General features: G+C 72.0%; 14 protein-coding genes and 1 pseudogene. 7 read left to right on the top strand and 8 right to left on the bottom strand.

Features of this window, described 5'->3' with window-relative positions; genetic code table 11:
• Nucleotides 1-43: 43 nt before the first annotated feature.
• Nucleotides 44-913, bottom strand: coding sequence for a 30S ribosomal protein S2 (gene rpsB / locus EDD40_RS30460; RefSeq protein WP_123745979.1), 870 nt, complete (start codon nt 911-913; stop codon nt 44-46).
• Between the two features lie 399 nt (nt 914-1,312).
• Between rpsB and EDD40_RS30455 the strand changes: the two genes are divergently transcribed.
• The gene (locus EDD40_RS30455; RefSeq protein ID WP_246037921.1) at nt 1,313-1,969 is read left to right on the top strand and encodes a M23 family metallopeptidase; all 657 of its coding nucleotides are present in this window, start codon (nt 1,313-1,315) and stop codon (nt 1,967-1,969) included.
• 390 nt (nt 1,970-2,359) lie between these two features.
• Here the strand turns inward: EDD40_RS30455 and EDD40_RS30450 are convergent, their stop codons facing one another.
• The 4 genes and pseudogenes from EDD40_RS30450 to EDD40_RS30435 all read right to left on the bottom strand — a co-directional run.
• The gene (locus EDD40_RS30450; protein ID WP_170185245.1) at nt 2,360-3,361 is read right to left on the bottom strand and encodes a FliA/WhiG family RNA polymerase sigma factor; all 1,002 of its coding nucleotides are present in this window, start codon (nt 3,359-3,361) and stop codon (nt 2,360-2,362) included.
• Nucleotides 3,336-4,313: a tyrosine recombinase XerC gene (locus tag EDD40_RS30445; RefSeq protein ID WP_211348263.1), complete on the bottom strand. Its 978-nt coding sequence runs from the start codon at nt 4,311-4,313 to the stop codon at nt 3,336-3,338. The genes EDD40_RS30450 and EDD40_RS30445 overlap by 26 nt, the downstream gene beginning before the upstream one ends.
• Nucleotides 4,314-4,346: 33 nt before the next feature.
• Complete coding sequence (gene dprA / locus EDD40_RS30440) at nt 4,347-5,495, bottom strand: DNA-processing protein DprA (protein WP_123748390.1); 1,149 nt, start codon at nt 5,493-5,495, stop codon at nt 4,347-4,349.
• A 553-nt stretch (nt 5,496-6,048) separates the two neighbouring features.
• Nucleotides 6,049-6,150 (bottom strand): annotated as a pseudogene (locus tag EDD40_RS30435) (magnesium chelatase subunit ChlI family protein); the annotation flags it as partial.
• A gap of 147 nt (nt 6,151-6,297) precedes the next feature.
• Between EDD40_RS30435 and EDD40_RS30430 the strand changes: the two are divergent.
• The 6 genes from EDD40_RS30430 (at nt 6,298) to EDD40_RS30415 (ending at nt 11,886) form a co-directional block, all read left to right on the top strand.
• Nucleotides 6,298-6,927, top strand: coding sequence for a helix-turn-helix domain-containing protein (locus EDD40_RS30430; RefSeq protein WP_123745977.1), 630 nt, complete (start codon nt 6,298-6,300; stop codon nt 6,925-6,927).
• The gene (locus tag EDD40_RS41160; RefSeq protein WP_148088954.1) at nt 6,924-7,109 is read left to right on the top strand and encodes a hypothetical protein; all 186 of its coding nucleotides are present in this window, start codon (nt 6,924-6,926) and stop codon (nt 7,107-7,109) included. Before EDD40_RS30430 ends, EDD40_RS41160 begins: the two co-directional genes overlap by 4 nt.
• Entirely contained in the window at nt 7,106-8,170 is a 1,065-nt protein-coding gene (locus EDD40_RS30425) for a DUF2637 domain-containing protein (protein WP_123745976.1), read from the top strand. Before EDD40_RS41160 ends, EDD40_RS30425 begins: the two co-directional genes overlap by 4 nt.
• Nucleotides 8,167-10,335 (top strand): cell division protein FtsK, encoded by a 2,169-nt coding sequence (locus EDD40_RS30420; RefSeq protein WP_123745975.1) that lies wholly within the window; start codon nt 8,167-8,169, stop codon nt 10,333-10,335. The genes EDD40_RS30425 and EDD40_RS30420 overlap by 4 nt, the downstream gene beginning before the upstream one ends.
• Nucleotides 10,336-10,566: 231 nt before the next feature.
• Nucleotides 10,567-10,719, top strand: a complete 153-nt coding sequence (locus EDD40_RS41980) for a hypothetical protein (RefSeq protein WP_170185244.1) — start codon at nt 10,567-10,569, stop codon at nt 10,717-10,719.
• Nucleotides 10,720-10,938: 219 nt separating this feature from the next.
• Entirely contained in the window at nt 10,939-11,886 is a 948-nt protein-coding gene (locus tag EDD40_RS30415) for a pentapeptide repeat-containing protein (protein ID WP_170185243.1), read from the top strand.
• A 35-nt stretch (nt 11,887-11,921) separates the two neighbouring features.
• On the opposite strand, the gene EDD40_RS30410 is transcribed toward EDD40_RS30415, so the two are convergent.
• From EDD40_RS30410 to EDD40_RS30395, 3 genes are all read right to left on the bottom strand, one after another.
• Complete coding sequence (locus EDD40_RS30410) at nt 11,922-12,122, bottom strand: hypothetical protein (protein WP_123745973.1); 201 nt, start codon at nt 12,120-12,122, stop codon at nt 11,922-11,924.
• A gap of 394 nt (nt 12,123-12,516) precedes the next feature.
• On the bottom strand, nt 12,517-12,870 hold the full coding sequence (locus tag EDD40_RS30400; RefSeq protein WP_246037914.1) for a hypothetical protein: 354 nt from the start codon (nt 12,868-12,870) through the stop codon (nt 12,517-12,519).
• Nucleotides 12,858-13,067: a hypothetical protein gene (locus EDD40_RS30395; RefSeq protein WP_123745971.1), complete on the bottom strand. Its 210-nt coding sequence runs from the start codon at nt 13,065-13,067 to the stop codon at nt 12,858-12,860. The genes EDD40_RS30400 and EDD40_RS30395 overlap by 13 nt, the downstream gene beginning before the upstream one ends.
• Nucleotides 13,068-13,076 lie beyond the last annotated feature (9 nt).

The following is a 13,076-nucleotide window of genomic DNA, read 5'->3' as shown; positions in this document are numbered from 1 at the left end:
CGCCGCGCCCGCCTCGGTCAGGCAGGCGCGGCGTGCGGGCGGGTCAGGACTGGACGGCCTCGGTGCCCTCGGCGGCGGGCGCCTCGGCAGCGGGGGCGGCCTCGGCGGCAGCGGGCGCGGCGGGGGCGTCGGCGCCGACGAGCAGCTCCTGCTCCCACTCGGCCAGCGGCTCGTCGGTGCCCGGCTCGGGCTTGTCCGCGCCGTCGGCGGCCTTGGTGCGGGCGCCGGAGCGCGCCATCAGACCGGCGGCGGCGGCCTCGGCCACCACCTTGGTCAGCAGCGCGGCGGACCGGATGGCGTCGTCGTTGCCCGGGATCGGGTAGTCGACCTCGTCCGGGTCGCAGTTCGTGTCGAGGATCGCCACGATCGGGATGTTCAGCTTGCGCGCCTCGCCGACGGCGATGTGCTCCTTCTTGGTGTCCACGATCCACACGGCGCTGGGCACCTTGGACATGTCGCGGATACCGCCGAGCGTGCGCTCCAGCTTGTCCTTCTCACGGTTCATCATCAGGATTTCCTTCTTGGTGAAACCCTGGAAACCGCCGGTCTGCTCCATCGACTCCAGCTCCTTGAGCCGCTGGAGGCGCTTGTGCACCGTCGAGAAGTTGGTGAGCATGCCGCCCAGCCAGCGCTGGTTCACGAAGGGCATGCCGACGCGGAGGGCCTCGTTGGCGATGGCCTCCTGCGCCTGCTTCTTGGTGCCGATGAACAGGATCGACCCGCCGTGCGCGACCGTCTCCCGGACGAACTCGTACGCCCGGTCGATGTAGGTCAGCGTCTGCTGGAGGTCGATGATGTAGATGCCGTTGCGCTCGGTGAAGATGTAGCGCTTCATCTTCGGGTTCCAGCGACGGGTCTGGTGCCCGAAGTGCACGCCGCTGTCGAGCAGCTGCTTCATGGTGACGACGGCCATGGCCGGGTTCGCACCTCTTCGTTCAGGCGCGCCTGGCGTCGAGCCGGCGCGCGTTCCGGTTGGTCGCGGCGGGCCGGGTCCGGTCCGCCGCCCTGGTGCCCCTGCCGCCGTCCGAACCGGAGGACGTCTCGCCTCAGGACCGCTGGACGCCGTGACTCGACCGCACCGAAACTGGTCGGGTCTGCATTGGCACGCGAAGTCGCCCCGCACTCACACGGGCCGCGGTCCGAGTGTACGCCGGTGAGCCGGAGAACCACGAACCGGGCCTGAAGTTGTCCACAGCCCCGCGAGTTGTCCACAGGTGGACCGAAGCCACTGGTAGCCCCCGGTGCCCGCCGGGACGCTGGACCCGTGACTCCCACGATGCGAACACTGCTGGTCCTGGCCTTGACAACGGTGATGACGCTACCCGCGGCCGGTCTGCCACCCTCCGCGCGGGCCTCCCGCCCACCGCGCTTCGCCTGGCCGCTCGCCCCACCGCACCAGGTCGTCCGCGCCTTCGAAGCCCCGGCCACGGAGTACGGCCCCGGCCACCGCGGCGTCGACCTGGCCGCCCCGGCGGGCGCCGCCGTCCTGGCCGCCGCCGACGCCGTGGTCGTGCACGCGGGCCCGGTCGCCGACCGCGCGGTCGTGTCACTGCTGCACCCCGGCGGCCTGCGAACCACCTACGAGCCGGTCACACCCGCGGTCCGCCGAGGCCAACCGGTCCGCCGAGGCGACCTGATCGGCACTCTCGACCCGGGCCACGAGGGCTGCCCGACGGACACCTGCCTCCACTGGGGCGCGCTCCGCCCCGACCCACCCCGATCCCCCACCTACCTGAACCCACTGCGCCTGCTCTCCACCGGCCGAGCCCGCCTGCTCCCCAGTCCGGCCCACCCCACCGAACCCGTCCCGACCCGCCAGCGCCGATCCCACCTCTACTTCAGCCCACCGCGCCCCAGCGCCCACCAGCCGAGTCCGCCTCCTCCCGAGGCCCACCACCCCTCCCGACCCACCGACCCACCGGACCCTCTCGACCTGCGCGCGCCGCCCGCCCGACCCACACCCACCTGAACCCACTGCCCCGGTCTCCAACGACCAGGTCCGCGTCCTCCCAAGTCGGACCACCCACCCGAGCTACCGGCCCGACAGCCCACCGACCGCTATCTCCTCCACTGACCCGCCCGACCCGCGCGCCATCCACCTGGCCGACCACGCCTCGTGTCCAACAGCCAAGTCCGCGTTCTGCCAAGGTCGGTCGGTCCACCCCGCCGGGCCCACTGGCCCACCGGCCCCGTCCTCGCCTCCGCAGCTCGGCCACCCCGACCTGCCCGACCTGCGTGGTTCCGAGCCCGCCCGCGCGCGGAAGTGCGCCGATGCCTGCCCGTTCCTGTAGCGGGTGTTCGGCGGTGGCGGAGCGGGTCGTGGGTGTTCCGGCAGGCGGCCGGCTGGAGCCGGAGGAGGTCAGGCCTCCAGCTGCTCGTTCAGCTTGGTGCGCAGGCGCAGCACCGCCCGGGTGTGCAGTTGGCACACGCGGGACTCCGTGACGCCCAGGACCTTGCCGATCTCGGCCAGCGTCAGGTTCTCGAAGTAGTAGAGGGTGACCACGACGCGGTCCCGTTCGGCGAGCTGGGCGATCGCGTCGGCGAGCTGGCGGCGGCTGTCCTGGTCGACCAGGGTGGCGATCGGGTCCTCCGCGCCCTCGTCGGGCAGGGACTCGGCCAGCGACGAGCCCGCGCCGCCCGTGTTGCGGCCCGCGGCGATCAGCTCGTCCAGGGCGACCACGCTGGTGAGCTGGAGCTGGGCGTAGAGCTCGCGCAGCTCACCGAGGCCGATCTTCAACTCGGCGGCGAGCTCGCGGTCGGTCGGGGTGCGTTGCAGCCGCCCACCCAGGCGCTCCAAGGCACGTTCGACGTCGCGTGCCCGGCTGCGCACCGAGCGGGGCACCCAGTCCTGGGAGCGCAGGTCGTCGAGGATCGCGCCGCGGATGCGCTGCATCGCGTACGTCTCGAACTTCAGGCCGCGTTCGGGCTCGAACTTCTCGATCGCGTCGACCAGGCCGAAGATGCCCGACTGGATCAGGTCCGCCACGTCGACGTGCGCGGGCAGGCCGGTGCCGACCCGGCCGGCGACGTACTTCACCAGCGGCGCGTAGTGCAGCACCAGCCGGTCCCGCAGGGCCTGCCGACGCGACTCGCCGTAGGTGTGCCACAGCGCGATGATCCCGGCTTCCACGTCATCGGCGGTGCGCGACTCGGAAGCCGCGTGCGCGGGTCTACCGGGCGCCACCGCGGGGATGGCGTGCCCGTTCGTGCGCAGCGGCTCGCCGTCGACGTGGTGACCGTTCGTCCCAGCCGGGGTGCGCGCCGCCGACGAGGTCCCGACGTGCGCGGCGGGGGGAGAGGTCACGGTTGCGGTCCGCGAACCTCCCCCTGCGACGTCAGGAGCGGGGGTGGGTTCGGTCATGGATCGCCTTCAGCCGTTCGACGGTGACGTGTGTGTAGAGCTGAGTCGTTGCGAGCGTAGCGTGACCAAGAAGCTCTTGGACGGTGCGCAGGTCCGCTCCCCCTTCCAGCAGGTGCGTGGCCGCGGAGTGGCGCAGGCCGTGGGGGCCGGTGTCGGCCGTCTCGGGTACCGCACCCACCACATCGTGGACGACTCTCCTGGCAGTACGCGGATCAAGCCGGCCACCTCGCGCGCCCAGCAGCAGCGCACGTTGTGAACGGTCGTTGACCAGGGCGGATCGTCCATATTCCACCCAGCGCCGTACAGCCCGTTCGGCCGGAACGCCGAACGGCACGGTGCGTTCGCGACTACCCTTGCCCAGAACCCGAATCACCCTTTGGGAGTAGTCCACGTCGTCGAGGTCGAGACCGCACAACTCGGCGACCCGGACACCTGTTGCGTACAGCAACTCCACCACGGCTTGGTCACGCAGCGCAACCGGATCGCCCTGTTCCGCGTCTACTTCGACAACTGTCATGGCGGCGGCGGCTTGGTCCGGCCGCAGTACGGCGGGAAGGGTCCGGTGGGGACGGGGCGCGCTGAGCCGCGGACCGGGGTCGGCGGCGAGCAGGTCGTGGCGGGAGGCCCAGGCGGTGAACGTGCGGGCGGAGGCGGCGCGTCGGGCCATCGTCGTCCGGCTCGCGCCGGCGGAGTGCTGGGAAGCCAGCCACGACCGCAGGCCCGACAGGTCGATCGCTTCCACGGTGGCGTTGTCGGGTGTGCCCTCGGCTAAGTGGACCAGCAGGGCGACCACGTCGCCGAGGTACGCGCGCACCGTGTGCGGTGACAGACCGCGTTCCATCGCGAGGTGGCGTTCGTAGCGGTCCAGGGCCGTCGCCACGTCTGCGGGCAGCGCTCGACGCAGGCGAACCAGGTCGACACGACGTGTCCGAGCGGGCGGCTGCGGGGACATAGACCCTGACGCTGCGCCCTCAAGCGCTCTTGGTCAAGTATCGCCACGCCAACTCCCGTCCTGGGAGCGCTTCCAACCGCTTTCCGCGCGTTCGGCGAGACTGGCCAGTTCCAATTGTGGCAGCAATGCGCGCACCCTGGACAGCTCGACGCCCGATTCCACGGAGATCGCCTCCGGGCTGTGCCCGAACGTCAGGCCGAGTGCCTCGAAGACCCGCATCGCGTCGCCCTGCGGTGGTCCGGTGTCGGTGTTGCGGGTGGCTTCGACGAGGTCGACACCGAGCCGTCCGGTCGACTCGATGACCTCGGCGACGCTGGTCACGGGCAACGCGATGCCCGAACGCAGCAGCTCGTGGCAGCCCGACGAGCTGACCGAGGTGATCGGCCCGGGAACCGCCATCAGCACCCGTCCCAGCGCCGCCGTCGACGCCGCGGTGTTCTTGGCGCCGCTGCGCTGTCCGGCTTCGACGACGACGGTGCCTTCGGCGAGAGCCGCGATGAGCCGGTTCCGCGTCAGGAATCGGTGGCGTGCGGGCGTGTGGGTCGGCGGGTATTCGCTCACCAGCAGCCCTTGGCTCGGAATGCGTTCCAGCAGAGCACGGTGACCGGCCGGGTACGCGACGTCGATCCCGCAGGCCAGCACGGCGATCGTCAGCCCGCCGGCCGTGATCGCCCCCCGGTGGGCCGCGCCGTCGATGCCGTAGGCCGCTCCGGACACCACGGTGATCCCGGCCTGGGCCAGCCCGAAGCCGAACTCGCCCGCGACGTGCTGCCCGTACCCGGAGGCCGCCCGACTGCCGACCACCGCGACGGCACGCTCCGTGATCGTGGCGAGGTGGGCGTCGCCCCGGACCCACAACGCCAAGGGCTCCAGGCCGCACCGCAGGCCGTTGGCGGCGGCGATGGCCAAGGCGTTGAAGGGCCAGCGGGGCCACTCGTCGTCCTCAGGCACCAGGAGCCGCCCACCGACCTTCGCGGCTGCCTCCAGGTCCTGTTCGGCCAAGTCCAGCGCCCGGCGGGCCGAGGTCTGGCTCTCGACCCCGGAAGGCACCTCCCCGGCCCGGACCAGCTCCGCCGCCTCGACCGGCCCGACTTCGGCGACGAACCGGGCCAGCGCGGCGGCGGGCGGCTCGGCCACCCGGGACAGGTAGGCACGGGCCAGCCGGATCTCGTCGGTGCTCACGGCCACCGCCACCATTCGTCGGGTCCCGGGCGCGTGGCCGGCGCGAACCCCTCACCCCGGTCGGCGTCACATTCCGCGCCACGCCCCATGTCCACCGCCGCTGCCGTCGACGCCGGAACCGCCTTCGGCCCGGCCGGCACCGAATCGACCGACCGGCCCGCGGGCCGACCACTGGCAAGCAGGCTGGACGTGACCGAGGTCTGCGTCGCCGAGGCCGGCGCTGGGGCTACCGAGACCAGGGCTGAGGTGGGAGACATGGCGGGAAGCACGGTGGAAGGCGGCGAGGACGGGACCGAGGTTGAAGTCGGGACCGGAGCTGGGGCTGGGATCGGCGGTGGGAAGGGCGGCGGTAGGAAGGGCGGCGGTGCGGGCGGGGCACCTGAGGTCGGTTGACCAGAGGCGGTCGGAGCGGCGGCTGGGGTGACGGCGGTGGGATCGGCGGCGGTTGGGGCCGGTTCGGGTGTGGTCGGGGCCGAGGCGGAGATGGCGGGAGTGAGGGTGGAGGCGGCTGGGGTCAGGGTGGAGGTCGGCGGGGCGGAGGTCGGCGGTTCGGTCATGACTTCCTGCGCTCTCGGAATTCCAGGGCGGCTGCGACGTGGTCGGCGGTGGGTTGGTCGACTTCGGCCAGGTCGGCCAGGGTCCAGGCGACCCCAAGGAAAGCGAAGTAGCTGAACTAACGGGCACCTCCATATACAAGGCAGCCCCGCCTGGTGCGCGAACACCATGACGGGGCCTCGACCTGGACTCTGGAGGTCCAAGCCGTGCACCCATCGTGCCAGCAGCCCCGACCGGCGGTGACGCCGTGAGCCTCGAAGCGATCACCTGGGCGCTCAACCGCGCCCCCATCCCCCGCGACCGACGGGACGCCTCATCTCTGGCCGTCGTCCTGCTGGGCTTGGCGAACCACGCCGACCCGCAGGGCCGCAACGCTTTCCCCTCGCTGTCCACGTTGGTCCGGTACACCCGGCTGTCGGAGCGGTCGGTGCGGTACGCGGTGCGCTCGCTGGAAGGGCTGGAGCTGATCCGCCCCAGTGACCCCGTGATCGTCGCCGCGTACATCAAGCGCACCGACCGCCGCCCCAACGGGTACGACCTCGCGGTGGAGCGGGTCGAGGCTGTGGATAACTCCGGCAACGAGGGGCAGGGTCTGCCGCCCGCTGACCAGCACGGGGGGCAAACACAGCCTCGCGGGGGGCAAACAACGACGCAGCGGGGGGCAAGCACTGCCCCCGAACCGTCCTTGAACCATCCAAAGAACCGTCCTTCGCCGAGCGCGCCCGGTGGGCGCTCGGCAGTGCCGGCGGAATGCGGCGAGTGCGACGCCCGGCCCGGAGACCCGATCTCGGCACGCCTGATCTGGCAGGACGAGGACCGGACGGTGTCCGTGCCGTGCCCGCGCTGCGCGCCGCAGCGCTCCGGCGGTGCGCGATGACCCGCAAGCACCTCGGGTACCGCGAGCCGTCCGGCTGGACTTCCCGCCCGGACTGCCTGGAGGACCAGGCCGCCGCCGAACGTCTGCGCAACGCAACCAACCTGCTCGGCGGTCGCAGCGCTGCCGCGCGCCGGACCTGGCACATCACCGACTGCGACGAGAACTGTGGGGCAAGCCGATGAGCTGGGCAGAGGAACGCCGCGCCGACCGGGCAGCCGCCGCCGAGCAGCGCCGCGCCGATGAGACGCTGAGGTTCGAGCAGGACCGCGCCGCGAAGGACGCCGCCGCCGAACGTCGCCGCTCTGCGAAGGAAGCGGCCCGTGCCCGTCGTACCGCGCTGGTCGCGGCGGTGGCCGGCTGGCTGCGTGCCCACACCCTTGATCTGCTGTTCGTGCCGGTCATCGTCGTCCCGGCGGTGCTGGCCTGGACCGCGATGGCCGACTACGGCCGCGAGGTGTTCGGGCCGGTCGGCACGTTGCTGCCGCTGTTCTCCGAAGGCGCGATGTGGACGTTCGCGTTCGCCGTTCCGATGGCGCAGCGGGCGGGGCGTCCGGCCGGGTGGCTGCACCTCGGCACGTGGGTGTTCGCGGCGGTAGCCGCCGTCCTTAACTACGTGCACGGCTCGACCGTGGTTCACGGCGTCGTGATGGCGCTGGTGTCGGTCGGTGGCGTGGTGGTGCACCAGCTCGTCACCGCGTCACCGGTCGGCAAGCGGCGTACTCGCGCCGAGCGTGACGCCCTCCGACTGGAGCGCCGGGCCGCGCGTCGGGTGCTGGCGGTGCGCCGCGCCGCCCTGCGCCAGGCCGTCGCCGAGCTGGCCGCCGACGGCACCGCCACCCTCGTGCACCGCCCTGGCGTGGTGGCGCTGCGCCGCCGCGTCGGCCGCGCCCGGCTGGTTCCCGCGACCGTTCCCGGGCTTCCCGTCGCCCCGGCCGGTGACGTGCTCGGCGACGACCTGGCGGCGGAGGTCGCCGCGTACCTGGCCGCCGTTCCGGCTGCCGACGGGAACGCCGGGAACCGGTCGGGAAAAGCGGAAACGCTCCTGGAAGCCGCCCCGGCGGGGAAGGTCGCGGAACACCTCGCCCGCGTCCGCGCTGCCATCGCCGACGGCCAGTTGCCGCCGAGCCCCAGCCAGGCCGCCGTGCGTCGGTTCCTGCGCTGCCGAGCCGAGCACGCGGCACTCGTTCACCGCGCCCTGACCCGCCCCGGTGACGACGACCCGCGTACGGCGGTGACGGCATGACGCGCCCGAGCCTGGAGGCGCAGGACGTGGGTGGCGAGATCATCCCCTTCCCGAACTCCGCGCCGCCCGCGTCTGCCGACGAGCCGGCCCCAGCCGCCGGGCCGATGCAGCCCTTCCCGGAGGCACTGGACGGGGAGCTGATCACCGAAGCCGAGTACGAACGTTCCCGTGCCTACCGGCTGGCCGAGTCGGCGCGGTCGAAGCTGCCCGCCCAGTGGCAGACCGCCGAGTCGGCCCGCCAAGCCGGTGCCGAGCTGGCGGGCCGCGCGGTCACGTTGCCGGTGCGGTACCCGTTGGCGGTCGGGCGCGGCCTGGCCGTGTCGGCTCGCGCGTGGTGGGCGTGGGTGCGGGTGGCGGACTTCTACGAGGCGTCCAGGGCTGCTGACCGGCTGGCCGACAAGTGGCAGGAGATCGCGGCCGTGCGCCGCCGGCGGAACGTCATGTCCCTGGCGGGCGGGGGTACTGCCGGGCTCGCCGGGCTGATCACGGACCTGACCGCCGGTTCCGTGCCGTTGCTAATCGCGGGCGGCGCGGTCTCCGTGGTGCTGGCCGTGGCCGGTCGGCGCAAGGACGGCGCGGGCGGGCGCACGACCCGTCTGGGCTCGCGCTCGCTGGCGTGGCTGATGAACGGGGACCACCTGGTGGTGGCGTTCCGGGACGCGAAGCTGATCGGCAAGGACGAATCGTTGATGCTGGTCAAGGCCCCGCGCCACGACGGGACCGGCTGGGCGTTGACGATCGACCTGCCGCCGTCGCGCAAGGCGTCGGACGTGATCGGCAAGCGGGAGGCGCTGGCCTCCGCCCTGGCCGTGGACGAGGTGCGGCTGATCGTGGAGCGCGTCCGGGGCGATGACGGCCACGCCGGGCGGCTAGCGCTGTGGGTGGGCGACGCCGACCCGTACGCCGCCGACCCGATTCCCAGCCCGCTGGCCACGGCGTCGAGCTGGGACCTGTGGCGTCCTGTGCCGTTCGGCACCACGGCGCGCGGTGCGTCGGTGAACCTGCCGGTGGTGTGGACTTCGCTGCTGATCGGCGCAATTCCCCGCCAGGGCAAGACGTTCGTCGCGCGCCTGCCGCTCACGGCCGCAGCCCTGGACCCGCACGTGCGGCTGATCATCGCGGACGGCAAGGGCGGTAAGGACTTTCGCCCGTTCGAGCAGGTGGCGCACCGGTTCATCCGTGGTTCCCGGGAGTCCGACGCCCGCCGCCTGATTGCCGTGCTGGAGGAATGCGCGGCGGACGTGGCCGACCGGTTCGACCGGCTGTCGGAGATGGACGACGAACTGTGCCCGGAGTCCAAGGTCACCCCTGAGATCACCCGCGACCCCGCCCACCGGATGCCGCTGACCGTGATCGGCATTGACGAGGTGCAGAACTTCCTGAGCCTGGACGTGCCGCTGGACCTCGACAACCCGAAGGGCAAGAAGGTGGGGGCGCGCATCTGCGAGCTGCTGACCTACATCGCCAAGACCGGCCCGGCCGCTGGCTACTCGCTGATCCTGGCCACCCAAAAGCCGGACGCCCAGGTCATCCCGGACGGGTTGCGCGGTCAGCTCGGCACCCGCTTCGCGCTGAAGGTCATGACCTACCAGGCGTCGGAGACCATCCTCGGCGCGGGCACCTACAAGGCCGGGATGGACGCCTCCAAGCTGATGACCAGCCACAAGGGCGTGGGGCTCCTGCTGGGCGCGGACGGTGAGACGGAGCTGTCCGCCGGGGACGCGGTGACCGTGCGGACCCACCTGCTGCACATCGCCGCTATCAGGGTGGCGTGCGAGCGGGGCCGGGCGCTGCGCGAGCAGGCCGGGACGCTCACCGGGGACGCGGCCGGGGCGCACGACCTCGCCGACCTGGACCCGACCGTGGCCGCCCGCCTGGCCGACGAGGTCACCGCCACCGCAACCGGGCCGGAGCCGGTGGACGCCGAGCTGCTGCACGAGCTGCCCGAAGTCCTGGAGCTGCTGGCCGACGTGCTCGGCGACGAGGAGCACGGCGTGGTGCCCACGGGCGAGCTGGCGGAGCGAATCGGCTGGGACGTGAAGACGTTCGGCGAGGCGCTGCGCGCGGCGGGCGTGCCGAAGCTGCCGAAGCGGCGGATGCCCGGCTACGACAACGCGGTCGCGGTGGTCGACGTGGACGCGATCCGGGCCGCGCTCGGCGGCTGACGGGGCCGGAACGAGGGTCGGAACGGGTCGGCACACCCGTTCCGACCCCCGGCGCCACTGTTCCAACCCCGCACGACCACCCCGCAGGCCCATGAGCTGCACGGACGGGCCTGTTCCGAGGTCACCGCGGGCTCACCGCGGATCGCCCTCACAGACGTTCTGAGGCCCGATTCCGGGCCGCGTTCCAACCCCTCGGCACACGGTCGAGGTCGGTACACCAGGGAGGACACCATGCCCACCATCAACACGTCCCGCGAGTTCAAGCCGGGCCGCTGGCTCGCCCTGGCCGCCGCCGCGTGCGCCGCCGCGTACGTGTTCGGGTTGATCAGCGCGACGCCAGCCGACACCGCGACTGCCCCGCCGACGGCGGTGTGCACGAGCTGATCCGCAACGACCACCAGGCCGCCCCGGACACGTTGCCGGGGCCGCCTTGTCGTGTCCGGGGTGGGTCGCTGCTGTAACGGCTCTCGGAGTACAGCCCGACACTGTGGTGTGGCTCTGACTTCACGCGTCCTGGCACTGCGTACTCACTGGCAACATGCCCGATGGTGGCTTGCCGAATGGTTGCGGCCTCTCGCCGTTCCGATCATGCGAGCAGCCGGGGTGATCGTGGGTGGTCTGGTCTTGCTGGCGCTGTACGGAGTGTTGATCTGGCGCGCGCCTAATCTACTGATCAACCAGGACGTGTTGACACAGATCAAACCGGAGCACCGACTGCCCGCCGAGCACAACGCCCGGCTGATCGTGGTGTCCATCGGCGGTGCGCTGGTCGTCGCCACCGGTCTGCTCTACACCGCGCGCAACTACAGGTTGGCACACCGGGGGCAGGTCACCGACCGGTTCACGAAGGCTTTGGAGCGGCTGGGCTCCGACGAGCTGTACGTCCGTATCGGCGGCGTGCACGCCTTGGAGCACGTCATGCGGGACTCCCCCGTGCACCATGGCGACGTGGTCGAGGTGCTGGTGGCGTTCATCCGCGACCGGACACCCCGCGCGGCGGGGAAGGAACCGGTAGATGACCGGTGGATGCACCCGCCGATCGCCATCGATGCGCCCGAACTCCCCTCCGAGCCCGAAGCGGACGTGCAGGCCGCACTGACCGCGCTCGGTCGACGCCCGGATCGACCCGAGCGTGAGCGAGGCCGGATCGACCTGAGCGAACTACACCTTCAAAATGCCAAGCTGATGGGCGCACGGCTCGAACGCGTGAACCTGAGAGGTGCCCAACTTCGGGGGGCGGACCTGTGGGTGGCCCGACTCCAAGGAGCGGATCTTCGAGAGTCCCAACTCCGAGGGGCGCTTCTGTGGATCACTTCGCTGCAAGGCGCGGACCTGAAAGGTGCCGACCTGCAAGGGGCAAGCCTGAACCAAGCACGGCTCCAGAGAGCGAGGCTAATTGGTGCAAAACTTCAAGGTGCGTCCTTGATAGACGCCCAGCTCCAAGGAACGAGGCTGGAGGATGCGGAACTCACCCAGGCTCAACTGGACCGCGTCGTAGTTGATGACCGCACGGTGCTGCCGGAAGGGCTGTCGCTGGAAGGGACCGACTAAGCCAACAGCGTCATCGCGTCCGGTCACTGCCTCGGTCATCGCAGCCCCCACGGGTAGCCCGCCACGTCGGCATCGAACGCCGCGTTCATCTCCGCGTCGCTGGCCATGCCGTCAGGCCGCAGCGAGCTGTCCTCCCCCAGTCCGGCCGCGTTCAGCACGGCCCACACGGCACACGCAACGGCCGCGTACTCGCGGGCGGTCACGTCAGCGGGAAGCAGCACTTCGAGGCCCCGCACGCCTTCACCATGGCCGTGGACCACTGGCCACGCGAGCACCACGCCGCGCGGTACCGAATGGCGGGAGGACCAGGGGTACCAAGCAGGGGCGTCGGTCACGAGCCGGTGTCGCTGCCGTGAACCGCCTGGCCTGGGCTGCGGTGGCGCACGGCTGCGTCCAGTAACGCCGACCCCAGTCCCACCGGGGCGGACGTGCAGGTTGAACACCACCCGGACGGACGAATCGACCGGGCTGGGAGCGGTGCGCGGACCACGGCGCACATCGCTCCGCAGCGGGCCACGTGCAGGCGCAGGCCCCGGAAGTCCAGCGTGCGCGTGTCCGCGTCCACCAGGTGCGCCAGCCGCCGGAACACCCCGACCGCCCGCGCAGGCGGCCCCTGCACCACAGGGGTGGTCATCGCAGGTCCGGGCCGTGGCCCTTTGCCAGGCGCGGCGCAAGCCGTGAGTCTGGGGCGGGCAGGATCAGCAGCTCGTTCACGACCTCCGCGAGCGTGCCCGTGCGCTCCCAGGTGATCCGCACCCCGTCGTCCAAGCGCAGCCGCAAGCCCAGGGCGTCGTCCTCATCCTGGAAGCGGATTCCGTCACGCCACGGGCCGGGCCACTGCCGGTACCCGTCGATCTGGTCCCGGCCCGGCTCGATCGGCAGGAACCGCCAGCCGCCTTCGCGCAGGTCCACCAGGTACCGCAGCACCGGGTACGCCTTCACGATCTCCGCGTGCCCTTGGCCGGGCATGATCAGCCCCGCCATGACGCCCCCGTGGCCTTGACGGAAGGAAGGACGGGCGCGGCCGGGGGAGAGACGGGACCGTCCGCGCCCGTCGAAGGCGGGTTCGGTGCGGTGGGCACGCGGGCGGCCCGGCGGTGCAGCTCACGGCGGGCGGGGACGGCGCACCAGGCGATGGTGAGCACGGCGACCGCGCCGAGCAGGAACAGGATCAGGGCCATGCCGGGACG

It is taken from the genome of Saccharothrix texasensis, from assembly GCF_003752005.1.
Classification (GTDB): domain Bacteria; phylum Actinomycetota; class Actinomycetes; order Mycobacteriales; family Pseudonocardiaceae; genus Actinosynnema; species Actinosynnema texasense.
This window is presented reverse-complemented; position numbering and strand designations above follow the sequence as displayed.